The sequence below is a fragment of the Rhodococcus sp. IEGM 1379 genome, from assembly GCF_030056815.1.
Lineage (GTDB): Bacteria > Actinomycetota > Actinomycetes > Mycobacteriales > Mycobacteriaceae > Rhodococcus_F.
On sequence record NZ_JASHKR010000003.1, the window covers coordinates 80,157 to 104,204 of the forward strand.

The window sequence follows — 24,048 nt, forward strand, 5'->3', positions numbered from 1 at the left end:
CGCACTCGTAACGTCGCCACCATGTCCAGCTCAGATAAACGAGGGATCCCCGCCGATATCGCGCCGGAACGTCGCGCCTACCAAGACTTCCGGGGCCGTATTGGACGCACACTGGCCGAATCCGAGTCGTGGTGGCCGGAACGTGCCACTCCCCCTGCCGGCGCACCCAACGTCGTGGTAGTGATGTGTGATGATCTCGGATTCTCCGACGTGGGCTGTTTCGGATCCGAAATCGATACACCGAACATCGACCTGCTGGCGCAAGAAGGGCTGCGGTACAGCAATTTCCATGTCACCCCGATGTGCTCGCCCACTCGTGCTGCACTGCTGACCGGCCGTAACGCTCACGCTGCCGGAGTTGGCTACGTCGCACACGCAGATCCTGGATTCCCTTCGCTCGCTATGGAACTCGGCGACGATGTCCCCACCCTTGCCGAGACACTCCGCGACGCCGGCTACGCAACGATGGCGGTGGGAAAGTGGCACCTATGCAAGGACAATGACGATCACGACGGCGCATCGATGCAGTCATGGCCGCTGCAACGAGGTTTCGAGCGCTTCTACGGATTTCTCGGCGGCATGACCGACCTACACAATCCGCCGGCGATCTTGCGCGGAAACGAGCAGGTCAGTCCCGATGAGTACCCGACCGGCTACTACTTCACCGACGACATCACTGACGAAGCAATCCGAATGCTGAAGTCCGTCAAAGCGTCCGATCCCACAAAGCCCGCGTTTCTCTACGTCGCACACGGAGCAGTTCATGCACCGTTGCACGCCAAGCCTGTGGATATCGAGAAGTATCGCGGCACCTATTCGCAAGGCTGGGATGCGCTGCGGGAATCGCGTTTCGCGAAGCAACTCCACCTCGGTGTCATCCGTGACGGAACCCGACTTGCGCCGCGCAATACCGAGGAAGGCGACGACGTTGTCGCCTGGGACAGTCTCACTGCGGACGAGCAGATAGTTTTCGCCCGATACATGGAGGTTTACGCGGCGATGGTCGACAGCGTCGATCAGAGCCTCGGCCGCATTCGGAAAACCTTGGAGGACTTGGGAGAATGGGACAACACCATTGTGTTGTTCACGTCCGACAACGGCGCGTCACGCGAGGGCGAGGCCGACGGGACGATGCAGTACTTCGATGCGCTGCGCCGATTCCATGACAAGGGAGTCCGAACCGACGGCTTCGCTCGCGATCTCGAGACTATCGACATGGTAGGCGGACCCCGCTCGATGCCGCACTATCCACGGGGGTGGGCGATGGCATCCAATACTCCGTTCCGCCTGTACAAGGTCAACACGCACGCCGGAGGGCATTCAGTGCCCGCCGTGATGTCGTGGCCGACCAGGCTTCGTAATTTCGGCGGCGGGATCCGGCGGCAGTACGTGCACGTCACCGATCTCTTTCCCACATTGCTCGAGCTGATCGGGATTGCGAATCCGACTCACCGACAGGGAGTTCCGCTCAAACCTGAAGACGGCTCCAGCTTCGCAAAAACTATGCTCGACGCTGAAGCACCACACGAACGCGGTGGACAAATCTACGAAATGTTCGGTCATCGCGGCTATTACGAGGACGGCTGGGAGATCGTCAGCCGTCATGTTCCGCTAAGTCCGTTCGACGACGCAGAGTACGAGCTCTATCACCTCGACGAAGATCCGACGGAATGTCGCAACCTCGCTGCCGAGCGCCCCGACAAGGTGGCCGAACTTTCGAAATGGTGGGAGCGCGCCGCCTGGGAGAATCAAGTGTTTCCACTCGATGAAGGTTCCGGGCTGAAGCGGGCATTGCGTCCGCAGCGAGAAGAGCGCCTGTCCCTCCCCGTACGGATACTGCCCGGAACTCCTACCCTGGAGCGGTATCGGTCTGCCCAGTTGGTTGCTCTACGGTCCTATCGGATCGCCGTCGAGGTCGATTTTCATCCGGGCGACCGCGGAACCCTGGTAGCCCACGGCGGACAGAGCAGCGGATACTCGCTCTATATCGACAACGACCGAGTCACATACCTGCACAATGCTTACGGAACCGTCGACACAATCAGTTCCGAGCCTTTGAATCCCGGTAGGCAGGAGCTGACGCTCGATGTGCAGGCGCACGACGCATCCACACTCACGGTGCGCCTCGAGATCGCCGGCGAGTGTGCCGGTGAGCTCACCGAAGTTTCGTCCATGGCCGGTCAAGCACTCTTCCAAGGAATCGACGTCGGCATCGACCGACGCTCGCCGGTTTCCTGGGCCAGACACATCACAGACGGAACCTTCGGTTACACAGGAACTTTGATTGCTGCGCGGTACCTGCCCGGAACTCCCCTGCGAAATATCGGCACTGACGCCGTGGCGCGACTCCGGGCGATGGCTCTGGCAGCTGAGTAAACACTCCACGACTATCTACTCCATTCACAACCAATCAGGAGGCACGATGACTGCAGAAATCGAAGACCGCGCTGTTGTTCCGGTCCCACAAGGAACTCGAAACCCCAAGTCCGCCGTTTATGTTCGTCCGCTGTATCGGACCGCCGACGACTCGGCGCAGAAGCCGTACACGATGTTCGACATCACACCGTACTCACGGACCATCGGTGCCGAAATCAGTGGCGTCGATCTGTCGAAGCCGATCAGCCCGGAACTCCATGCTGAACTGCATCGCTGCTTGCTCGAATGGAAAGTGATCTTCTTCCGCGATCAGAACCTCGATTCTCACGTGCATCGTGACATGGCCGAACTTTGGGGCACGCCCGAAATTCACCCCTTCATCCCGAAGGCAGATATTCCGGAGGTTGTGCGTCTCGCTCGCGGGCCCGCCGATATTCCGGTCGAAAACGTCTGGCACAGTGACGCTTCCTTCGAGCAGACGCCGCCGATGGGCTCGATCCTGAAGGCCGTCAGCGTTCCTACGACCGGCGGCGACACACTCTGGTCCGACATGGCCGTCGCCTACGACGGACTCTCCGACGAGGTCAAGGCACGCATCGACGGCAAGGTCGCGGTGCACGACTTCATGCAGACGTTCGGACGTCGACTGCCACCAGATATCAAGGCACAGAAGGCCTTGGAGTACCCGCCCCAGGAACACCCGGTGGTTCGAATTCATCCGGAGACCGGGCAGAAGCTGATCTACGTCAACACAATTTTCACCACACACATCGTCGGCATTCCCAAGGACGAGAGTGACGAACTGTTGAAGATCTTGATGCACGAGGCGACACATCCGGAATATCAGTGCCGGTTCCATTGGAAGCCTGGATCCGTGGCATTCTGGGACAACCGTGCCACCCAGCACTACGCGTGCGGTGACTACTTCCCCGATCCTCGGATAATGGAGCGCGTCACCATTCTCGGCGACAAACCGTTCTGACCTCACACACCACAGAGCCCCGCGTGTTGTCCACGCGGGGCTCTACTACTGCTCTTTCCTACTGAGTAGCTCGAACGATATCCTCGAGCGCCTTCGCCTCCTGCGGAGGACGCGCAGCTTCGACATCGATTCGTACGTGCTCGAGCGCACCGTCGAAAGCGTCACCACCAACAGGAATTTCAGGCGTTACCGGAGTTCCTCGACTCAGCCCGACGTCGAGATGCTCGTTCAGGCTGAACATCGCCGGCGTCGTCTGCGACACTCGTTCCTTGCTCACCGGTAGTCCGTCGACCAGGAGGGTGAACATTCCGCCCAGGCCCATTCCGCCGCCGTCGTAGTCGAAATCGATGGTCACCTCACGCATTCCGGGTTCGAGCTGTGTTGCACCACGAAGATACGTGTGCGAAACATAGGAGTTGTTGTAGCAGAACACCGGAACCGAATCGCGCACGTACAGCGCTAACCCGCCGAAGCGTCCGCCGAAACTCATCAGGACCCCGTTCAGAATCTTGACTCCGACATCGATCTTCGCGGTGATCGTGTACGAACTGCTGAATACTCGCGGCGCTGCTGTCTCGACCAACCCGTTCATATGTGGATACAGGGTCAGCCCGGTCCTGCCACGCAAAACGTGCGGAGCGCGTGTTGCCGGGTCGATGTTTCGAGTTCTGGTGCGGTCGTCGATCGGGAACACCTGGTAGCGAGCGCCTTCGAGAAGGAATTTCTCTTGTAGCTCACGTAGTTTGGCCGGATATTCGGCCGCCAGGTTCCGGGCCTGCGACCAGTCGACCGAGGTGTCGTACAGCTCCCACGTGTCATCGGCGTAGTCCTGGCCGGGCAGCGCCAACTCCCACGGCCGGCGGTGCGCTGTCACGGCCGTCCAGCCGTGATCGTAGAGGCCTCGATTGCCGAAAATCTCGAAGTACTGGGTCACATGCTGATCTGTTGCTTCCGCGTCGTCGAACGTGTAGTTCATCGCGGTGCCCTCGATCGGCTGCTGCGGAACACCGTCCACCATCGTCGGTGACGGGATGCCGACCGCCTCGAGAATCGTCGGAGTGATGTCCACGCAGTGATGCCACTGATTGCGAACCTCGCCCCTGGCCCCGATTCCGTCGGGCCAATGCATAACCAGCCCGTTGCGCGTTCCGCCGTAGTGCGACGCAACCTGCTTGGCCCACTGGTACGGAGTGTCCAGCGCGAGCGCCCATCCCACGGGATAGTGCGCGTAGCTGTCCTCGGTTCCGATATCGTCGAGGCGCGCGTTGATCTCCTCCGGTGTCTGCGGATACCCGTTGAGAGTGGCCATGTAGTTGAACGAACCGTCCAGGCCGCCTTCCGCGGACGCGCCATTGTCACCAATCATGTAGATGACCAGCGTATTGTCCAGCAATTCACGCTTCTCGAGGTGATCGACGAGGCGTCCGACCTGATCGTCGGTGTGCTCGAGGAACGCCGCATACGTTTCCATCAGACGCGCGGAAACCGTGCGTTGGACGTCGGTCAATGTGTCCCAATGCGGCACCCCCGGTGCCCACGGCGCCAACTCGGTGTCCTCGCCGACAACGCCGAGTTCCTTCTGCCGAGCGAGGGTGATCTCGCGCTGCTCGTCCCAACCGTGATCGAACTTGCCGCGGTATTTTTCCTGGTACGAGTCGGGAATCTGCAACGGCGCATGAACGGCTCCGAACGGTACGTAGCAGAACCACGGCTTGTCGGGGTCCATCGTATTGACGCCGTCGATCCACTTGATCGACTGGTCCACAAGGTCTTCGGAGAGGTGGTAGCCCTCCTCGGCGGTCTTCGGTGGGGCGATCATGGTGTAGCCGTCGTAGAGCACCGGCGCGAACTGATCTGCCTCGGCGCCGAGGAATCCGTAGAACTTGTCGAAGCCTTCACGCAGTGGCCAGTGGTCGAACGGGCCGGCTGCGGTTGTTTCCCACGGCGGCGTCTGGTGCATCTTGCCGAAGGCGCCGGTCGCATATCCGTTGCCCTGCAACACTCGTGCGACGGTCGCTGCACTGGCCGGACGCATTCCGTTATAGCCGGGGGATGTCGTGGAGACCTCGGCGATGTTGCCGAATCCGACGCTGTGATGATTACGTCCGGTCAGTGTCGCCGCACGAGTCGGTGAGCACAAAGCTGTTGTGTGAAACTTGCTGTACTTCAAGCCTTCCGAAGCCAACCGGTCTGCGGTAGGCGTGCGGCACGGTCCGCCGAACGTGGATGCGGCACCAAATCCCACGTCGTCGATCATGACGAGAAGTACGTTGGGTGCGCCTTCCGGCGGTCGCACCGGATCCACCCGATTGAATTTCGGAACCTGATCTTGGACGAACACAGCCGGTTTTGGCTGTGCCACGTTGTTGACGATCGGAATTGTGAAACGGTTTACCGTCATGGAACCACAACTTTCTCTCCGGCAGTCGGCATCGTCGGCGACTCGGGGCGCAGTACACAGTGAGTATTGAAGAAATTGGTCGGCATGCATTTGTTGCAGTGAATACACAGTGAACGTGTGGCGTTGTCTGCCTGCAGTTTTCGAACCAGATCTGGTTCACGCAGCAGCGCGCGACCCATCGCGACAAACTCGAAGCCGGACTCCATCGCGGTATTCATTCCCAGCAGGTCAGTGACACCACCGAGCAGAATGAGCGGAATCTTGACTGCCGCCCTGATCTGACGCGCCTGTTCGAGCATGAACAGCGGTTCGTACGGGTAGCTGTGCAGCATGTACTTACCGACCACCTTGAGCCCGAGCTTACGAACCGGAGGCATCAACGCTGCCATTTCTCGAATCGGCGCCTCGCCGCGGAAGAGGTACATCGGATTGAGAGGCGAGCTTCCCACCGTCATCTGCAGAGCGTCGACCAACCCCTCCGCCTCGAGTAGCTGTGCAAGGCGCACGGCCTCTTCGATCCAGAACCCGCCGGCGACACCGTCATCCATGTTCATCTTCGCGGTGACGGCCATGCGGTCCCCGACTCGGTCCCGCACCGCGCGCAAGGAGTTGAGCGCTACCTTAGATCGATTTTCGAAGGAACCACCGTATTCGTCCTTGCGCTTGTTAATCTTGGGACTGAGGAACGAACTCGCAAAATAGTTGTGCCCCAAGTGGACCTCGACCGAATCGAAGCCGGACTCCAGTGCGAGCTCGGCGGCAGTGCCATGCGATCGCGCGATGCGAGTGATATCGTCAACCGTTGCACTACGGGAGAACTTCGCCTTGGCCGGATCCCACCTGTTCGTGGGCCCCAGCGCCGGCAACCCAGTGGACGTCGAATTTGCGACGATTCCCGCATGACCGATCTGAGCCTGAGCTGCGGCGCCCTGTGAGTGCACGGCATCGGTGAGCTTGCGGAGGCCCGGCACGGCATCCGGGCGCATCCAGATCTGTCCCCCCTGGGTGCGCCCCTCAGGCTGCACGGCGCAGTAAGCGACAGTGGTCATTGCAGCGCCACCTGCTGCCACCTCGGCATGGAAAGCGATCAACTCGTCGGTAACCAATGCGTCAGGCGTTCGACCTTCGAACGTCGCGGCTTTGATGATGCGGTTTCGAAGAGTCAGCGGTCCAATTCGACCCGGCGTGAACACAACTGAACTCTGCGTGCCTTGCTCGTTCACCGTCATTTCGCTCCTCCGTCTGTGATGTCGCTCCACTATGGACCGCGGGAACCACGTGCCGTTACTCCCCGTCTCACGAGACGGGAGGTTTTATTGCAATCTCGGCAAACAGGTCGGTCGAACCCGCCGGACTAGAACGGGCGATCCCCGTCGATCACTACGCGGTGCATAAGTCGCGGCTGCGTGTAGTCCGCTACTGCATAGTGCTGAGTACAGCGGTTGTCCCAGAACGCGACGGACCCTGCTTCCCAGGTGAATCGGCACTGAAACTCGGGGCCGCGAACGTGATCACACAGGAAGGGCAACAGCATTTCGTTCTCACGTTCACTGAGTCCGTCGATTCGCGTGGTGAACGTCCGGTTGACGTACAACGACTTTCGTCCCGTAACCGGATGCGTCCGGACAACCGGTTGCGAGATCGGCGGGTAGACGTCACCGAGAGGATGGTTACGGTGCGTACTCGAATTCTTGAAGTCGTGTGTCGCCGTCATACCGTCGAGCATCTCCTGCAACCGAGGTGACAATGCTTCGTAGGCAGCTTCCATGTTGGCCCACAAGGTATCTCCACCAGTGGCGGGCGAGATCAGCGAACGCAGAATCGATCCCATCGGTGGAGTGGCCTGGAAGGTCGCGTCGGAGTGCCAGATATCGGCATTGGAACGCTTCGGTTTGGTTCCACCACTGGCGAGCGCGTGAACCTCGGGTACGTCCTCGGCTACCGGCGGCAAGAAGGCGAAGTGCTGAGGAACTCCGAAGTGTGCAGCGAAGTCCGCGTGTGCACGATCGTCGAGTTCTTGATCGCGGAAGAACAGCACCTTGTGTTCGAGCAGTGCCTTCGACACGAATTCGATGTCCGAGGGCTTGGTGCGGGCAAGATCGATCCCGATAATTTCGGCACCGATGACAGAAGTGAGCGGGCGGATGACTGGGTTCACCAGCGACTGTAGACGCATGTCTACAGAGTAGGGATTCTGTCGGCCATGTCAAGAGCAAGTTTGTTGCCACCCAACATTTCTCGCTCACGATAGGGTGGACCAATGGCACCTGAATCCATCCCCAAACCGACCGGCGCAGACGAGGTCAGAGCTGCCGTCATCGAGGTCGCGGGCCGTCATTTCGCAAGAGTGGGAACCAAAGCGTCACTTCGTGACATCGCGACCGAGGCGCGGGTCAACCTAGGACTCATCCACCGCCACATCGGCAACAAGGACGACTTGTTGCGCGCAGTACTGGAATCCCGCAGCCAATCCGGGCTTCAGATCGTCGAATCGACAGCCGACCCCAGCGAGGCGATGTCGGAGATCTTTCGTGCCACCATCGCCAACGGCCTGTCCGTTCGAACGATGGCCTGGCTATTGCTTTCGGACGAGGACCGTGACAAGTTCCCGGTCCAGTTCCCAGCGATCGAAGAACTCAAGCGCCGACTCGGATCCGATTCCCACATCGACCTGATCGGGGCATTTGCCCTCACCTACGGATGGACCGTCTTCGGCGAACAACTTGTCGACGCCTTCGGAAACAATCCCGAGAACAAGAGCGACATCGACGAACGACTGGCCCTCCTGGTCGGCAGGCTCGTCTTACAACCGATCGCACCGGAGTCACCACCGCCTGCGCGTGGACGACACTGACCGCACAGGGCTCGAACATCTTCTCCCCCAGCACACTTCGCACATGAACCGGACCAATTGGTTTGATTGACAGATTGCGCACTGCCGCACCCACGAGAAGGTCATGGGCGCCAGATTCGTCGAAGTGCGATCCCTCCCGATGACTGGGAGAACTCCTAGACGAAGATCACTTACTACACGGAAAGTGACTGGCATCACGTTAACTACCAACCTTGGAGATGCCATGGCAAACGCCGTGCCAGCAGCTACACCGTCGGGCTTTGACTCCGATACCGAATCGCGCTCCAAAAAACAGTCGATTCTCATCATCGCGCTCATCGCGTTGATGACCGAAATCGTCGCCTTCGAATTCACTCTCATCAGTCCCGGGCTCACCGACATGGCCATCGCGTTCAAGACCAATCAAGTGGGACTGGTCATGACCGTTCCCTTGCTCGTCGGTGGCGTGGTCGTTCCGATCCTCGGAAAACTTGCCGATGTACACGGTAAGAAGAAGATGCTGATGTGGGCGAGCGCATTTTTCCTCCTCGGCACCGCGATCTGCGCAACCGTCACCAACTTCAACTTCTTCCTCGTCGGGCGTGGCCTGCAGGCGGTCGGCTTGGCATCGGCGGTTATCTGCTACGGATTGATCCGCGACTTGATCCCCGCTCGCTGGGTCCCTTTGGGCGTAGGCGGAATTGGTGTCGGGATCGGCGCATCGTCCCTCGGCGGACCACTGATCGGTGGCTGGCTCATCGACAATCACGGCTTCCGATCGGCCTTCTGGTTTCTCTTCGTCTACTCCGCAGTGGTCATCCTCGCCACTGCGGTGTTCGTTCCCGAGTCGAAGGTCCGCATCAATCACACCATCGACTACCTCGGCGCAGCGCTGCTCGGACTCGGTGCCAGTTCACTAATCTTCGGAGCGATCCGGCCTGATTACCGGGCGGTCGCCTTCACCGTCGGTGTAGCGATGATCGTCGCGTTCATCGTCGCCGAACGCCGCATCGAACAGCCTCTGATCTCGATGGGGCTCCTCTCACGGCCCGGGGTCTGGATGACGCTGCTGATTGCCGCCTGCTTCGGCGTGTACAACGGCGCAAACGGCGCGCTGATGCCCCAGATGCTCCGTACCCCCGCTATTCCCGGCAACGACGAGTCCGGTCTGGGCTTCACTGCCACCGGATACGCTATGCACTACGGCTTGCCGTCCGGACTGGCCGCAGCGATCTGCGGCATCGTCGGCGGCTGGTTAGCCCGTAAGTACTCACCGCGTTTGGTGATGATCTTCGCGCTCACTATGTGCCTGCTCACTGCTGTCCTCATCGGAGTCGGCGCAGTGGATACACCCTCCATGACAATCCTGGTAGCCATGGTGGCCGGCACCGGAATGGGACTTTACTTTGTCGCCTCCACCAATCTCCTGATCGAAGCGGTTCCTGCCAATACCCAAGCAGTAACGGGTTCGATGAAGTTCACGTCGGAGCAGGTCTCCGGAGCACTCTCAAGCGCCTTCCTGGGAGCCCTGGCCGCAAACTACATCCTCATGCTCAATCCGACTACGCAGCAGCCGATTTCCTCCGTACAAGGCTTCGAATACGGATATCTCATCTGCGCGATCGTGCTAGTCGTGGGCATCGGCGTAGCGCTGATCATGCGTCACGGACGCACACCGGCGACCGGTGGTGTCGGCTCAAACGAGGCCGAAAACTCTATCTCCGCAGCACAACTCGCACACTAGGACTCGACACGCAAACAGCTTCACCGAAATGGCGCCGTCCACAAGGCGCCATTTCGCACTGTTTGCAGTACTCGTGCTCGGCAACAGTGTTGTCCGCCAAGGATGCAGTTCGACGACGGCTCTTGCGACAGGCCCAGCGAGGTCGTTCAGGATCGCGACTCACGAAGAGGGAGACAATGAACAATTTTGATCTCGTCATCCGCAACGGCACCGTCATCGACGGCTCGGGCCGACCCCCACAGCAGGCCGATGTAGCTGTCTCTGGCGGCGTCATCGTGAAGGTGGGAGACGTCACCGGTGGTGGACGTCAGGAGATCGATGCTCGTGGTCAGCTGGTCACCCCGGGCTTCATCGATGTCCACACCCACTACGACGGTCAGGCCACCTGGGCGAACCGGCTGGTGCCGTCGACCAACCACGGGGTGACGACTGTCGTCATGGGCAACTGCGGTGTGGGATTTGCGCCGTGCAAGCCCGAGCAGCGCGACATGTTGATCAAGCTCATGGAAGGCGTCGAGGATATTCCCAACGTCGTACTCACCGAGGGATTGGACTGGCAGTGGACCACCTACCCCGAGTACCTCGACTATCTGGGTCGGCGTCGGTTCGACGCCGACATCTGCAGCTACGTCCCGCATGCCGCCTTACGCACCTATGTCATGGGAGAGCGGGCATTTCACCGCGAACCCGCTACTTCGGAGGAGATCGAGAAGATGGCTGCTCTTCTCGAGGAGTCGATCCGTGCCGGCGCTTTCGGGTTCGGCACGTCACAGACGATGTTCCACCGTTCCAGTGACGGCCAGCTCACGCCGACCCTGGCCGCGACCGAGGAAGAGTACGCCGGACTGGCCGCTGCCCTCGACCGAGCCGGAGCGGGCCTGATCCAGTTCGTCATCGATTACAACGACAACTGGGAGCAGGTCTTGGACATGGGCTTGCGCCAGGCGAAGGCGTTCCACCGGCCCTTCAGCATGTCACTGGTCCAAAGTCACGGTAATCCAAAGGCCTGGCGCACCGTCGTGAACAAGTTCGACACGTTCAACGCAGCGGGCGGCGAGGCCACGATGCAGGTCCTGCCGCGGCCGTTGGGTGTCCTGCTGGGTCTCGAGCTGACCCTGAGCCCCTTCTACTCGACCGAGACCTACCTCTCGATGGCCGACCGGCCACTTGCCGACCGCGTCCGAGAACTGCGCCGACCGGAGGTCAAGGCGCGCATCCTCGCCGAGAGCAATGATCCCGATCCTGATATGGCGATCGGGATGCGCGTACGGGACTTCGACCAGCTCTACGAGATGGGTGAGGGTTTCGACTACGAACCCGCCCGCGGCAGCAGCATCGGTGCGCAGGCCGAACGTTTGGGTGTCGCCCCCGAGAGCCTCGCCTACGACAAGCTGCTGGACAAGGGCGGCCGCAATATCCTCTATCTGGCCTTCTCGAACTACGCCGACTACACGCTGGAACCGACCCGCGAGATGCTGCTCAACGCCCGCGCTGTTCCAGGTTTGGGGGACGGCGGGGCCCATCTCGGGGTTATCTGCGACGGCAGCATCTACACCCACCTGCTCACACACTGGGGTAGGGACCGCGTCCAGGGTGAACGGTTGTCCCTGCCCTATCTGATCCATGTGATGACCAAGCGATGCGCAGAGATGATGGGCCTGCAGGACCGTGGCCTCATCGCGCCGGGATACCGAGCCGACCTGAACGTCATCGATCTGCAGAACCTCGAATTGGAGCTGCCGCGCGTAGTCCGCGATCTACCGGCAGGCGGCCGACGCCTGATGCAGGACGCACGGGGCTACACCGCCACCATCGTCAACGGCATCGTCGTCACTCGCGGCGGGCAGCACACCGGTGCCTTGCCGGGGAACCTGGTTCGAGGCCCACAACCTGCACCGTCCCGTCTCTCGGCCTGAAAATTCCACGCTCTGTCCAGGAGGAACTATGAACGACACCCTTGCATCGGTCGGCGGTCGCCGCGCCTGGCTCGGCAGCACCATTGACTACCGTCAGGACGGCCTGTGGCAATTGTCCACAGCAGAACTCGCCGAGATCGACGCGGCACTGGCCACGCTGAAGGCCCGCGGCGACCTGGACCTGGCCGAGATCACCGTCGACACTTTCCCGCTGCACACCGTTGGCCGGTTTCTGTCTCGACTGCGCGACGAACTGTGGTCGGGCTTGGGCTTCGTGCTCATCCGCGGGCTGTCACGCGAACGGTACAGCGACGACGACCTGGCACGAATCTACTGTGGCCTGGGCGCCCACCTGGGCGTCATCATCCCGCAGTCGGGAAACGGCGAGATCCTGGGCCATGTACTGAACGTGGCCGACCTGGTCGACGAACAGGTCCGCGGTTACCGGTCGGCGCAGTCGATGAACATGCATTGCGACGGCCATGACGTGGTCTCACTCCTCTGCTTGCGTGAGGCGAAGGACGGCGGCGCCAGCCGGATCGCCAGTGCGGCGGCCGTCCACGACCGCATGGTCGAGACGAACCCGGACCTGGCCCGCATGCTCTACGAGGGTATGCCGGTGATGCGCAGTCAGATGGATGCCGAACGCGGCGACGGCAACATCGTGACGCCCTCCAACGTCGCGCTCTTCGCCCAAACCGACGGGGTGTTCAGCTCATGTGTCCACGTAGCCCAGACCCGCGACGCCGCCCGGGCCGGCTACTTCGACATCACCCCGGAGCAGGAAGCCGCGTTGGAGCTGTTCTGCGAACTGTCGTCCTCACCGGAGTTCTACCTCGATATGAGCATTGCGCCCGGAGACATCCAGTTCCTCAACAACCGACTGATCGTCCACGGCCGCACGCCATACGGGGACCATGAGAATGTTAACCAGCGACGGCACTTGATGCGACTCTGGGTGAACATCCCGTCGTGGCCGCGTCGTCCGGACAATCAGCAGGACATCTACTCGATGGCTGACCTGCCGCGGTGGGCGCGGTTTCGCACGCCCTTCATGGAGATGCCGGAACGCTACATGGCCCAGATCGCCGCCAAACAGTAGGCGAGCCCGGAGGAGTGCCTGATTGACAATGAATCCTGTTCTAGCACATATGTTTAGCGCTCACCCGGAGACTGAGAGCAGCCATCTGGCTGCGTATATCCGGCCAAACTCAACGTTTCGCTCATCATGAGCGAAACGCACACGGCATGACAGGCCACTTGTCCGTGTGCTGTTGTCCCAGAACATTATTCCGGACGTAACTGTAGATACGTGCGGTCAGTTCGGACTCCGGTTCGTCTTCCAGTCCGGCGATCACACGGATGAACGGACCGAACAAACCCAGCCCCATTGCGGTACGTGTCTTACGCGAAACACCCGAACCAGGGGGAGATTTCATGAAGTTCGGCGAAGCTGTAGCCCGAATTCTCGAAGCAGAAGGAATCGAGATCGTGTGCGGGTACCCCCTGAACTACGTCTTCGAATACGCGGCGGACGCGGATATTCGGCCGGTCATCACGCGAGCCGAACGAACCGGCGGGCACATCGCAGATGCAATTTCACGAGTGACGAGTGGTCGCAAGATCGGTGTCTACGCCACGCAGCACGGACCGGGAATCGAGAACGGTCTGGGAGCCGTAGCGCAGGCGTACGGTGAGTCGGTTCCCCTCCTGGTGCTCCCGATGGGCTATCGCCGGGACGAGGCCCACCTCGCGCCGAACTTCAACTCCACCATCAGCCTGCGGTCGATCTCGAAGTCCGTCGAACCGATCAACGACCCGAACCAGGTCGTTCCGGTTTTCCGCAGAGCCTTCAGCCGATTGAAGAACGGAAGAGGTGGGCCGGTCGTGGTGGAGATTCCCCGCGACCTGTGGTTCGAAGACGTCACCGTGCCCTTTGAATATCAACCGGTTGTCAGAACCCGATCGGGTCCGGACCCGGTCGCGGTGCGCTGCGCGGCGGAGATACTCGTCGCGGCTGAGCGCCCGGTCATATACGCCGGTCAGGGTGTGCACTACGGGCAGGCCTGGCCACAGCTGCAGCGGTTGGCGGAAATGCTCGCCATCCCGGTCACCACGAGCCAGGAAGGCAAGAGCGCCTTTCCGGAAAACCATCCACTGTCTCTCGGGACAGGCGGACGTGCGATGCCTCGCACGGTCCATCACTTCCTCGAAAATGCAGATGTGATTCTCGGTATCGGGTGCAGTTTCACGCCAACCGATTTCGGTGTCGCGATTCCGAAAGGTAAGCGGGTGATTCATGCGACGCTGGATCCGGCACACCTCGACAACGGTGTCGTAGCGGAGATTGGGTTGGTCGGCGACGCTGCGCTCACCCTCGACGCGTTGCTGGAGGCTGTGACAGAACTGACCGACGGCACCATTCGAGACAGTGAAGCCGTCGTGAGCGAAATTCGTGAGGTGTACGACGCGTGGTTGGCGGAATGGATGCCGCTGCTCACGTCCGACGAGGATCCTGTTTCAGCATATCGAGTGGTCTGGGAACTCATCCAGGCGACCAATCCCGCAGACACCATCATCACGCACGACGCGGGCTCGCCACGGGACCAGCTGTCACCGTTCTGGAAATCCGTCGAACCGCTGTCCTACCTCGGGTGGGGAAAGACAACACAGCTCGGCTACGGGCTCGGCCTTGTGATGGGCGCGAAGCTCGTTCACCCCGAGAAATTGTGCATCAACGTATGGGGAGACGCTGCTATCGGATTCACCGGACTCGAGCTGGAAACCTGCGTGCGAGAGCAGATTCCCATCTTGTCGATCCTTTTGAACAACTCGTACATGGCGATGGAGACCAACGCCATGGGGTTGTCCCAGAAGAAGTTCGGCACGATGAACATCTCGGGTGACTACACCGCGATGGCCCGCTCGCTGGGTGTATACGCCGAGCGCATCGACGATCCGAGTGAGATTGCCGACGCCCTGAAACGCGGAATCGCTCAGACGGAGGCCGGTCGCCCCGTGCTCCTGGAGTTCATCACCTCGCGAGAGCTACGCATTTCCACACACGGCGGCGACACGTACATGTCGCCGGTACCCGACAACTTCCGCTGACGACTCGCGGGGTCCTGAAGAAACCCGCCAGACTTCACGTCCGAGAGTACGTAAACTATCTCGAAGGGGGGCTTAAGTGGTTGTCTTCCATATATTTTCAGTGGTTGGCGAAAGTGATCCGGCCCAATGCGCTGTAGTACGCCGCCCATGCCCAGCCAGATTCGAGACAGAAATGGTTGTACCCCGCCACCTCTAGTGACGGGGTACAACCATTTCTCGAGAAGCCGACGGTAGATCAGTCTTCGGCGGCGATCATCTCGAACCCCTTGTACCCGGAAGCACTGACGTCTTCACAAATCTGCCGGTAGGTACCGAACCCGCCGATGAACGGCATGAACACCCGCGGCTTACCTGGAATGTTCGCACCCATGTACCACGAGTTGGCCGAAGGGAAGAGAGTACGAGAGGCCCGTTCGGAGCACTCCTCCACCCAGGCATCGGTGGCCGATGTCGTGGCTTCGGCAGTACGTAGGCCGTGATCATCGAGATAGGTGATGAAATCGGAGATCCAGTCCGCATGTTGCTCACCGGCCAGAATCACGTTCGCGAGCACACCGGGGCTACCCGGCCCGGTCATGATGAACAGGTTCGGGAAGCCCGGAACTCCCAGTCCCAGATAAGTTCTCGGTCCCGCTTCCCAAGCCTGCTTGAGAGTGACACCCTCCCGACCGGTGACGGAGATTCGCTCCAAAGCACCCGTCATGGCGTCGAAGCCGGTAGCAAAGACTATGTCGTCGAGTTCGTAATGCTCGGATGCAGTCTTGATCCCGTCCGCGTCAATGGAATCGATCGGGTTGGACTTGAGATCCACCAGGGTGACATTGTCCCGGTTGTACGTCTCGTAATAGTTAGTGTCCGTGACGATGCGTTTGGTACCGATCGGGTGATCTTTGGGGATCAACAATTCTGCGACCTCGGGATCGTCGATCAGCGAACGAATCTTGCCCTCGGCAAACCGTCGAGCAGTGTCGTTGGCTTCGAGGTTGCTGGTTTGATCAGCGAACGTCTTGCCGAACAGCACTCCACCGAGCGTCCAACGTTTGTCGTACGCCTCAATTCGTTCTTCTTCCGACACTTCCAGCGCACTGCGAGGATCCGCGTTGAACGGCGACCCACCGCCACTGATCCGCGACAACCGGCGCCGCTCTGCGTAATTGGCTTTCTGCTCCTGACGGGTTGCTTCGTCGAGGGTCGCATTCCCGGCCGGCACGCTGTAGTTCGCGCTGCGCTGGAAGACGAAGAGTTGATCGGCTTGTTCGGCTAGGACCGGGATCGACTGAATTCCGGACGAGCCTGTTCCGATGACTCCGACTCGACGTCCGGTGAAGTCCACACCCTCGTGCGGCCAATGTCCGGTGTGATAAGTGTTGCCCGCAAAGGTGTCTCGCCCCTCGATGTTCGGAACATTCGCGGCTGAAAGACAACCCGTGGCAAAGATGCAGAACCGCGCAGTGACGTCGAGCCCTTGATCTGTGGTCACGCGCCACACTGAAGTCGCCTCGTCGAATTCGGCGCTGAGAACCCGGGTGTCGAAGGCGAAATCACTGCGCAGATCGAAACGCTCCGCAACAAAGTTGATGTACGAGAGAATCTCAGGCTGGGTAGCGTACTTCTCGCTCCAATCCCATTCCTGCTGAACCTCTTCGGAGAACGAGAATGAGTAGTCGACGCTCTCCACATCGCAGCGTGCACCCGGGTAACGATTGAAGTACCAGGTCCCGCCGACATCGGATCCAGCTTCGAAACCCTGGACTGTCAAGCCACTTTGGCGTAACTTGTGCATCGCGTACATACCGGAAACTCCGGCGCCGACCAGCACCACGTCAACTGTTGCAGCTTCTCGCGAATGTCCGCGGGACGGTTTACTCATAGTCCTTATTCCTTTCGTGTGAAACACACCGACCACCACAAGGGCTGCCGAGATCATGGACGGGACGGTACAAGTGATGCGTCCCCAGACGGAACACAGTCTCCCGGCCAGTGGGCTACTCGAAATCAGCAGCAGATAACTCTCAGGGAAAGAGAATGTCGATGAAACTGTTCGAAGAAACAGACGAAATCACCGGCGGAACGAGTGTCGCGTTGGCGCTCCAATTCATGAACGTCACTACTGTCTTCACCATTCCCAGCGCGCACAACATGACGATTCTGCGATCGATCGAAGAACTCGGGACCATCAGGGTTGTCGGCTGCCGCCACGAACAAGGCGTCCTTCACAGCGCCGACGCCTACGCCCGGGTCAGTGGTGGACTGGGCGTGGCGATAGTCAGTGGCGGTCCCGGCACCGCCAATACGATGGGCGGATTGTACGAGGCTCATCATGCGTCTTCACCGGTCCTTCTGATCACCAGCCAAGTTGAAACCGGCCATCTCGGCCGCGGGCGCGGCTACGTTCACGAGGCCGAGCATCAGAGCGAGATGTTGCGCACCGCGTCCAAGGAGACGGTGACGGTCGAATCGGTCGACGACATCGCGGCGACTGTCCTGAGACTCGGCCGCGCGGCCCGTTCGGGCCGTCCACGGCCGACATGTGTCGAGATTCCGTTGGACCTTCAGGATGCGGTCATCGGTGACCCGCACGCACTCGACTGCCTCGACTCGGATATACGTCCACTGGTTCGGAAGGTCCCCGAGGCAGTCAGTGTCAAAGAAGCCGTGGCGTTGCTTTCCCAGGCACAGGCGCCGATCATCTGGGCCGGAGGCGGCGTGGTCCGCTCGGACGCCGGTGCTGCATTGAAGCTCTTCGCAGAGCGATGGGATGCTCCGGTGATCACCAGCCGCGAGGGTCGCGGGGCCATCTCGGAATTGGATCCTCGCAGTCTCGGTGGCTATGCGACACTTCCGGCGATGCGCGAGTTCCTGGATACGTGCGATGTGATGCTCGCAGTGGGCACACGGTTCCAGATGTATCCGACGGCGCAGTGGAATCTGAAACTACCGCCCACCGTGGTTCATCTCGACATAGATCCGACGATGATCGGATTGAACTATCCGGCAGCGGCCTCCGTGATCGCCGACGCCGCTGCCGGACTCGACAGTCTCACAAAATCCATGCCGTCGACCGTCGATGCCCCAACCAGAGCCGCCCACCTCGAGGCCGGCCGCGACGCTGCGGCGGCAGCACGCGAACTGGTGGCACGTCAGGCCGGCACAGATCACCTTGCAATCAGTGAAATCATCACGAGACTGCGGCCCACCGACGGCGCGTTGGTCTGTGACGCCACAGTTCCCGCTTATGTGTGGGGCGATCGCCTGGTCCCCGTCACGGATGCCGGAACCTCGGTTCGTTCGACGGCAGCCGGCATCGGACCTGGCATGGCGATGGCGGTGGGCGCGGCTCTCGCCGCCGACCAACACACGGTCCTGTTGCAGGGCGACGGTGGATTCATGTTGGGTGTGGCCGAATTAGCCACCGCCGTACAGTCTTCCGCGAAGGTGATCGTGTGTCTTTTCGACGATCACGGATACGGAATGCTGCGTGGCATCCAGAGCAGCACCGGAGACGGTTCACATCATCACGTCGATCTCGCAACCCCCGACTTCACTGCCCTGGCGTCGGCATTCGGCGCCCAGGCCCGTCGGGTTTCCAATGTCGGCCAGTTCGAAGCGGCGTTCACCGAGGCGCTCGGACATCACGGTCCGACGCTCATTCATGTCGAGATGGCAGCTCTGGCTCCACTGCAGCGAAACCTCGGGACTTGAAAACCTGTCAGCTCACAGTGAATGGGCTGCCTCGCACCCGCGAGTCACTGCGCTCGGCGTACGCACCCAGCGAGCGGGCCATCGCGGTGTAGTCACCCGAGATGTTCATCGTGCCGAACTTCTTCTGGGACAACCCCAGGGCGTTGGTCTCCATCGCCACGGGGTTGTTCAGGAGGATCGACAAGATGAGGCTCGCACGCTCACGAGATCCTCGGAGCTGCCGGGTTCCGCGGAGTTACGAATCATCCTGTCCCCCAAGACGCGACGGTACGAATTGCCCAGCGATCGAGCTGTAGCAAATGTTTGATACACCGGTTGGTGTTGGTGCCTGGATGACTTGTCGACAACAACGGGAGAACGAGCGGGCATGGCGGAGCGAGACCAAATCCCATCCCCGACACCGGGTGGGTAACTCCATCAGAAACAACGTTCATCAGGACTCCTGGCCAATTGTGCCGACGTCGTATGCATCGCGGCGCAGCAAGGACGACATCTTCAGCCGAACAAAGTACTCGAGGAAGGATCACATGACGACAACAATCGCAATCGAACCGCAGAACACTCGATTGGAACGGGACCGCGCCATCTCGGTCGCTGAGCTGGAGAACCGCGCGGACTGGCTCCGGATCGAAGTGATCCGAATGATCGACGGCGCCGGACTAGGCCACTATTCGAGCGTGTTCTCCTGCGCGGAGATCCTCTCGGTCCTCTACTACCAAGCACTGAGGCTCGACCCGGAAAATCCGGATTGGGCCGACCGCGACCGATTTCTGCTCGGCAAGGGACATGCCGATGTCGGTCTCTGGCCGATCCTGTGCGATCTCGGTTTCTTCGCACGCGAGGAATTGGAGCGCTTCGGCTACGTGGGGAGCCGGCTCGGTGACCACCCCGACCTGCGCAAGGCTCCCGGTGTCGACTTCAGTTCGGGCTCGTTGGGCCACAATCTGTCCGTTGGCCTCGGAATGGCGATGGCCGCCCGGCTGAGCGGTTCAGACCGTCGGACCCTTCGTACTCACCGGCGACGGTGAGATCCACGCAGGTCAGGTATGGGAGGCCGCCATGGCAGCCTCTCACTATCGACTCGGGAACCCCGTGGCGATCGTCGACGCCAATGGGTACATCGGCAGCGGTCCTACTTCCGAGATGATGGGTATCGAACCGCTCGCCGCACGTTTCGAAGCATTCGGCTGGCACGTTGTCGAACTCGACGGACGCGACGTCGCGGCGCTTGTCGACACATTCTCCGCGCTGCCCTCCCCGAGTGGGGACCGGACCGATATGCATCGTCGTCAGAACTCGGAAAGAGAAGGGCCTCGCGCTCATGGAGGAGGCCCCCGGGCGTGGCACGTCGGCTGCCTGACCCCAGAGCAGCGCGACGCGGCCATTTCCGAGATCACCACGCGTATGCAGGAGGCAACAGCATGACCGCCACGACAAACAATCGAGCCGCCGCGATGGAGGACGTCTTCTCCGACGGAGGCCAGGCGTCGTCCCTCAACTTGCTCGGACATGCCCTGCCAGAGCTCGCCGACCGGCACCCTGATGTGGTCGTCCTCTCCGCAGATCTAGGCTCGTCCCTGACGGAACTGCGGGAACGGCACCCGAACCGGCACATCGAAATGGGTATCGCCGAAACCAACTCGATCTCGGCGGCGACGATGATGCCCGTAACCCTGGTGGCCCGGCTTTCCGGCCTTGCGATGAGCTACTTCGGCGCTAGCCACCACGCAGGCGTGGGAGCCGCCAAGCTACTCGAAGGGCTCGGGATCAACGCCGCCGTGCTCGACGCGGCCTACATCAAACCGCTCGACGAGGACACAATCTTGGATGCCGCCCGCACGACCGGCGCGATCCTGACGGTGTAGGAGCACAACGTAATTGGGGGTCTGGGTTCCGCGGTGGCCGAAGCTCGGCCACCACGGCGCCTCCGCCACGGCGCCTCCGCCCGACTCGGGATCGTGGCACTACCAGACGAGGATCTCGAAGTCGGCGTTCCTGCGGACCTACTTGCCCACTACGGCGTTACAGCCGAGGGCGTCACCCGGCAGGCATTGGCACTGCTGTCCAGATGACATCAGTAGTCGCGTGGAAGTTGGCCGTCTCACACTCGCGAGACGGCTAACTTCCGCACCTCGCTCTTGGCGACTTTCCCACCGGGCCCAGTGGGAAGATCGTCGACCAGGACAACATATTCCGGAATGTATTCGGTGGTAATTCCCTGCGCGCGCATCCATTCCGACAGCATCGCCATGGAGAGTTCGACACCGGATTCGGTGACCACCACGGCGCACACCCGCTCCCCGAACACGTCGTCGAGCACCCCGACAACGGAAACAGCTCGAACTGACGGATGCGCGCAAATCAGATCTTCGACGTCGACTGCGGAGATATTCTTACCTCCGCGGATGATGAGGTCGGCAATGCGTCCGACCACACGTATCCGGCCGGCGACATCGATATCGACGATGTCCCCAAGCAACATCCATCCATCAGCGGTGTACAGCTCTGCGTTCGCGTCTTCGTCCTGCCAGTAGCCCAGCGATTCGAGCGGCCCGTGAACTGCAGGTTGTCCGCGCCGAGGCTCACTCTCACTGCCATTGTCATTGTCAGAGAGAATCCGCACGTTCATGGACTCGATGACATGTCCGCAGGTTTTCAACCGAGTCTCGTGGTCGTCATCGAGAGTGGTCTGGCTGACAGCACCGGCTTCGTTCGAACCGTAGAACTGCAAAACCTTGGCACCCGTTCGCTCTTCGAATGCCAGCGCCTCGGAGTAGGGAACCGCTTCTCCACCGGTGTAGAGCACTCGAAGACTGGACAGGTCTGCTGTACGCACCCGTTCCGATCGAAGCAACATCTTGAATTGTGTACTGACACAACATAGCACTGTGACTCGTTCACGCTCGATCAGATCTATCATCACCTCGACGTCGAACTTCTCCAGGACGACGGTGCGTGCACCGAGCAGGGTCGGCAGAAAATGTGCAGACCACAGCCCGAAGCCGAATGGCGCCGGCACTGCCGAGCAGAAGACATCGACATCGGTGATACGCGCACCCACCATCGCCAATCGAGCGAACTCGATCCACTTCTTCTCGTTGTGTGCCACTACCTTCGGCAGTCCGGTGGTGCCCGAGGTCGAGTTCAGCAATGTGGTGTCGGACGTAGTGAACACTCCAGTACCGTCGGATGATTCGAGTGAGTTGACGCGCCTACGCACCTCCGTGCGATCGGCTGCACCCCACTCCACTGCCCCGTCGTCATCCACCACTATGACACTGAGTACCTGTGCGCCGCTTCGCTGCAGATCATCGACTACGTCGTAACAGCTCCGCCCGCGGACCGTCGCAGTGGTGATCAGAACCCGACAGTCAGCCTTGATCATCAAGTGCGCGATCTCTCTTGTCCCGGAACGGAAACCGATCCCAGCAGCGACCCTGCCCGCTCGATAAGCGCCACACAATGCGGCATGCACCGCCATGGTGTCGGGGAGGTAGATCGCCACGCCGGAACCGCCGACCGATTCAATACACGCTAGTGCGGCAGCGATTCGGTCGGCGGTCAGATCGTAGTCGCGCCAGGTGCAACTGCGGTCCGCGGTGACGAAGGCTACTACATCGGGCGTGTTCGCGGCGCGATGACGGACAACCTCGCTGATACTGATGTCCGAAAATGATTCAGGTTTGTCTGCGAACGCAATTCGACCCAACACCTTGGACATCTAATCCCTCTGTTCCTGTCAGCGATACTTGCGGATCTCGGTCCGAGCGACACTGCGGATATGAACTTCGTCCGGACCGTCGGCAATTCCCAAAATCCTGGCACTGGCCCACATCCGGGCGATGGGGAAATCTTCGGTGACTCCCCCGCCACCGTGGCATTGGATGGACCGTTCGAGAACGGAGCGTGCCACTCGCGGCGCGATGACCTTGACCGCGGCAATTTCGATCGCGGCTTCCTTGACACCCATCTGATCGATGATCCACGCGGTCTTGAGAACCAGCAGACGCGCCTGCTCGATCTCCATGCGGGACTCCGCAATCCACGTTCGTACAACACCTTGATCCGAAATCGGACCACCGAAAGCGTCTCGCGACAACGTTCGTCGGACCATCAATTCCAGTCCACGTTCCGCCATTCCGATGCAACGCATCGCGTGATGGATTCGGCCCGGACCCAACCGAGCTTGTGCGATGGCAAATCCTTCACCTTCCCCGGCGAGAATGTTGGTTACGGGCACTCGCACGTCCGTGAATGTAATTTCGCAGTGTCCATGCTGATCGTGGTAACCGAAGATCGGTAGTGACCGAATGATCTCGACGCCCGGCGTGTTCACAGGTACCAGGACCATCGACTGCTGACGGTGGGGCGACGCGTCAGGGTCCGTCTTTCCCATCAAAACCAGGATCTCGCAACGTGGGTCGGCGGCGCCTGTTGTCCACCACTTGCGACCGTTGATGACGTAGTCGTCGCCGTCACGAACGACGGAGGTGCTGATGTTTCGAGCATCTGACGACGCGACAGCCGGCTCGGTCATGGAGAACCCCGAACGCATACGGCCGTCCAGCAGTGGCTCGAGCCACTGCTCCTTCTGCTCGGGCGTGCCGAACATATGAAGGATTTCCATGTTGCCGGTATCAGGTGCCGCACAATTCAGCGCTTCCGGCGCGATGTAAGGCGACCGTCCGGTGATCTCAGCGATGTGCGCATAGTCGAGGTGTGAGAGCCCGGACAGCGAGGGTAGGAACAGATTCCACATCCCCTGACGCCGAGCCTCTGCCTTCAGTTCCTCGACCACAGGCGGTAACGTGTGATTACGCGGCCCCATCTCTTCCATCTGCTGCGCGTACACCGGCTCGGCCGGGTACACATGATCGACCATGAACGCGTTCAAGCGGTCCATGATCTCCTGGGCTGCCGGGCTGGGAGCTAGGTCCACGATAGAAATCCTCTCAGTTCTCACAATATGAATGCGTATGTATG

General features: G+C 60.5%; 19 protein-coding genes. 11 read left to right on the forward strand and 8 right to left on the reverse strand.

From position 1 onward, the window contains the following. Positions 1-21 precede the first annotated feature (21 nt). Together QM600_RS02955 and QM600_RS02960 are read left to right on the forward strand one after the other, a co-directional pair. On the forward strand, positions 22-2,376 hold the full coding sequence (locus QM600_RS02955) for an arylsulfatase (RefSeq protein ID WP_283259989.1): 2,355 nt from the start codon (positions 22-24) through the stop codon (positions 2,374-2,376). A gap of 46 nt (positions 2,377-2,422) precedes the next feature. After that, entirely contained in the window at positions 2,423-3,358 is a 936-nt protein-coding gene (locus tag QM600_RS02960; RefSeq protein WP_283259990.1) for a TauD/TfdA dioxygenase family protein, read from the forward strand. Positions 3,359-3,416: 58 nt separating this feature from the next. On the opposite strand, the gene QM600_RS02965 is transcribed toward QM600_RS02960, so the two are convergent. The 3 genes from QM600_RS02965 to QM600_RS02975 form a co-directional block, all read right to left on the reverse strand. Then, on the reverse strand, positions 3,417-5,759 hold the full coding sequence (locus QM600_RS02965; protein WP_283259991.1) for an arylsulfatase: 2,343 nt from the start codon (positions 5,757-5,759) through the stop codon (positions 3,417-3,419). Further along, positions 5,756-6,988, reverse strand: coding sequence for an NADH:flavin oxidoreductase (locus QM600_RS02970; RefSeq protein ID WP_283259992.1), 1,233 nt, complete (start codon positions 6,986-6,988; stop codon positions 5,756-5,758). Before QM600_RS02970 ends, QM600_RS02965 begins: the two co-directional genes overlap by 4 nt. 125 nt (positions 6,989-7,113) lie before the next feature. After that, complete coding sequence (locus QM600_RS02975; protein WP_283259993.1) at positions 7,114-7,935, reverse strand: TauD/TfdA dioxygenase family protein; 822 nt, start codon at positions 7,933-7,935, stop codon at positions 7,114-7,116. An 84-nt stretch (positions 7,936-8,019) separates the two neighbouring features. Between QM600_RS02975 and QM600_RS02980 the strand changes: the two genes are divergently transcribed. From QM600_RS02980 to QM600_RS02995, 4 genes are all read left to right on the forward strand, one after another. Beyond that, a complete protein-coding gene (locus QM600_RS02980; RefSeq protein ID WP_283259994.1) occupies positions 8,020-8,613 on the forward strand; it encodes a TetR/AcrR family transcriptional regulator in 594 nt (197 codons plus the stop codon). Positions 8,614-8,836: 223 nt separating this feature from the next. Continuing rightward, entirely contained in the window at positions 8,837-10,336 is a 1,500-nt protein-coding gene (locus QM600_RS02985; RefSeq protein WP_283259995.1) for an MFS transporter, read from the forward strand. A gap of 176 nt (positions 10,337-10,512) precedes the next feature. Then, positions 10,513-12,252, forward strand: coding sequence for an N-acyl-D-amino-acid deacylase family protein (locus tag QM600_RS02990; RefSeq protein ID WP_283259996.1), 1,740 nt, complete (start codon positions 10,513-10,515; stop codon positions 12,250-12,252). 28 nt (positions 12,253-12,280) lie between these two features. Beyond that, on the forward strand, positions 12,281-13,354 hold the full coding sequence (locus QM600_RS02995) for a TauD/TfdA family dioxygenase (protein ID WP_283259997.1): 1,074 nt from the start codon (positions 12,281-12,283) through the stop codon (positions 13,352-13,354). A 124-nt stretch (positions 13,355-13,478) separates the two neighbouring features. Here the strand turns inward: QM600_RS02995 and QM600_RS03000 are convergent, their stop codons facing one another. Next, positions 13,479-13,691 carry a hypothetical protein gene (locus QM600_RS03000; RefSeq protein ID WP_283259998.1) on the reverse strand — a complete coding sequence of 71 codons (213 nt, stop codon included), beginning with the start codon at positions 13,689-13,691 and terminating at the stop codon, positions 13,479-13,481. On the opposite strand from QM600_RS03000, the gene QM600_RS03005 reads away from it, so the two are divergent. After that, entirely contained in the window at positions 13,690-15,363 is a 1,674-nt protein-coding gene (locus QM600_RS03005; RefSeq protein ID WP_283259999.1) for a thiamine pyrophosphate-requiring protein, read from the forward strand. The genes QM600_RS03000 and QM600_RS03005 overlap by 2 nt on opposite strands. Positions 15,364-15,598: 235 nt before the next feature. On the opposite strand, the gene QM600_RS03010 is transcribed toward QM600_RS03005, so the two are convergent. Next, positions 15,599-17,233, reverse strand: coding sequence for a flavin-containing monooxygenase (locus QM600_RS03010; RefSeq protein WP_283260000.1), 1,635 nt, complete (start codon positions 17,231-17,233; stop codon positions 15,599-15,601). 161 nt (positions 17,234-17,394) lie between these two features. On the opposite strand from QM600_RS03010, the gene QM600_RS03015 reads away from it, so the two are divergent. Continuing rightward, the gene (locus QM600_RS03015) at positions 17,395-19,065 is read left to right on the forward strand and encodes a thiamine pyrophosphate-binding protein (RefSeq protein ID WP_283260001.1); all 1,671 of its coding nucleotides are present in this window, start codon (positions 17,395-17,397) and stop codon (positions 19,063-19,065) included. 7 nt (positions 19,066-19,072) lie between these two features. Here the strand turns inward: QM600_RS03015 and QM600_RS03020 are convergent, their stop codons facing one another. Further along, positions 19,073-19,249, reverse strand: coding sequence for a hypothetical protein (locus tag QM600_RS03020; protein ID WP_283260002.1), 177 nt, complete (start codon positions 19,247-19,249; stop codon positions 19,073-19,075). Positions 19,250-19,592: 343 nt separating this feature from the next. On the opposite strand from QM600_RS03020, the gene QM600_RS03025 reads away from it, so the two are divergent. The 3 genes from QM600_RS03025 to QM600_RS03035 are packed head-to-tail and all read left to right on the forward strand — an operon-like array spanning position 19,593 to position 20,930. After that, positions 19,593-20,093 (forward strand): thiamine pyrophosphate-binding protein, encoded by a 501-nt coding sequence (locus QM600_RS03025; RefSeq protein ID WP_283260003.1) that lies wholly within the window; start codon positions 19,593-19,595, stop codon positions 20,091-20,093. A gap of 31 nt (positions 20,094-20,124) precedes the next feature. Then, entirely contained in the window at positions 20,125-20,490 is a 366-nt protein-coding gene (locus tag QM600_RS03030) for a thiamine pyrophosphate-binding protein (protein ID WP_283260004.1), read from the forward strand. Further along, positions 20,487-20,930 carry a transketolase C-terminal domain-containing protein gene (locus tag QM600_RS03035; RefSeq protein ID WP_283260005.1) on the forward strand — a complete coding sequence of 148 codons (444 nt, stop codon included), beginning with the start codon at positions 20,487-20,489 and terminating at the stop codon, positions 20,928-20,930. Before QM600_RS03030 ends, QM600_RS03035 begins: the two co-directional genes overlap by 4 nt. Before the next feature lie 236 nt (positions 20,931-21,166). Here the strand turns inward: QM600_RS03035 and QM600_RS03040 are convergent, their stop codons facing one another. Together QM600_RS03040 and QM600_RS03045 are read right to left on the reverse strand one after the other, a co-directional pair. Then, positions 21,167-22,786, reverse strand: a complete 1,620-nt coding sequence (locus tag QM600_RS03040) for a class I adenylate-forming enzyme family protein (RefSeq protein WP_283260007.1) — start codon at positions 22,784-22,786, stop codon at positions 21,167-21,169. Positions 22,787-22,804: 18 nt separating this feature from the next. Beyond that, positions 22,805-24,004, reverse strand: a complete 1,200-nt coding sequence (locus QM600_RS03045; RefSeq protein WP_283260008.1) for an acyl-CoA dehydrogenase family protein — start codon at positions 24,002-24,004, stop codon at positions 22,805-22,807. Positions 24,005-24,048: the final 44 nt, after the last annotated feature.

Bases quoted from the DNA above. Each gene is read 5' to 3' on its own strand.
- QM600_RS02955 (WP_283259989.1), top strand. From the start codon at position 22: ATGTCCAGCTCAGATAAACGAGGGATCCCCGCCGATATCGCGCCGGAA.
- QM600_RS02960 (WP_283259990.1), top strand. From the start codon at position 2,423: ATGACTGCAGAAATCGAAGACCGCGCTGTTGTTCCGGTCCCACAAGGA.
- QM600_RS02965 (WP_283259991.1), bottom strand. From the start codon at position 5,759: ATGACGGTAAACCGTTTCACAATTCCGATCGTCAACAACGTGGCACAG.
- QM600_RS02970 (WP_283259992.1), bottom strand. From the start codon at position 6,988: ATGACGGTGAACGAGCAAGGCACGCAGAGTTCAGTTGTGTTCACGCCG.
- QM600_RS02975 (WP_283259993.1), bottom strand. From the start codon at position 7,935: ATGCGTCTACAGTCGCTGGTGAACCCAGTCATCCGCCCGCTCACTTCT.
- QM600_RS02980 (WP_283259994.1), top strand. From the start codon at position 8,020: ATGGCACCTGAATCCATCCCCAAACCGACCGGCGCAGACGAGGTCAGA.
- QM600_RS02985 (WP_283259995.1), top strand. From the start codon at position 8,837: ATGGCAAACGCCGTGCCAGCAGCTACACCGTCGGGCTTTGACTCCGAT.
- QM600_RS02990 (WP_283259996.1), top strand. From the start codon at position 10,513: ATGAACAATTTTGATCTCGTCATCCGCAACGGCACCGTCATCGACGGC.
- QM600_RS02995 (WP_283259997.1), top strand. From the start codon at position 12,281: ATGAACGACACCCTTGCATCGGTCGGCGGTCGCCGCGCCTGGCTCGGC.
- QM600_RS03005 (WP_283259999.1), top strand. From the start codon at position 13,690: ATGAAGTTCGGCGAAGCTGTAGCCCGAATTCTCGAAGCAGAAGGAATC.
- QM600_RS03000 (WP_283259998.1), bottom strand. From the start codon at position 13,691: ATGAAATCTCCCCCTGGTTCGGGTGTTTCGCGTAAGACACGTACCGCA.
- QM600_RS03010 (WP_283260000.1), bottom strand. From the start codon at position 17,233: ATGAGTAAACCGTCCCGCGGACATTCGCGAGAAGCTGCAACAGTTGAC.
- QM600_RS03015 (WP_283260001.1), top strand. From the start codon at position 17,395: ATGAAACTGTTCGAAGAAACAGACGAAATCACCGGCGGAACGAGTGTC.
- QM600_RS03025 (WP_283260003.1), top strand. From the start codon at position 19,593: ATGACGACAACAATCGCAATCGAACCGCAGAACACTCGATTGGAACGG.
- QM600_RS03030 (WP_283260004.1), top strand. From the start codon at position 20,125: ATGGCAGCCTCTCACTATCGACTCGGGAACCCCGTGGCGATCGTCGAC.
- QM600_RS03035 (WP_283260005.1), top strand. From the start codon at position 20,487: ATGACCGCCACGACAAACAATCGAGCCGCCGCGATGGAGGACGTCTTC.
- QM600_RS03040 (WP_283260007.1), bottom strand. From the start codon at position 22,786: ATGTCCAAGGTGTTGGGTCGAATTGCGTTCGCAGACAAACCTGAATCA.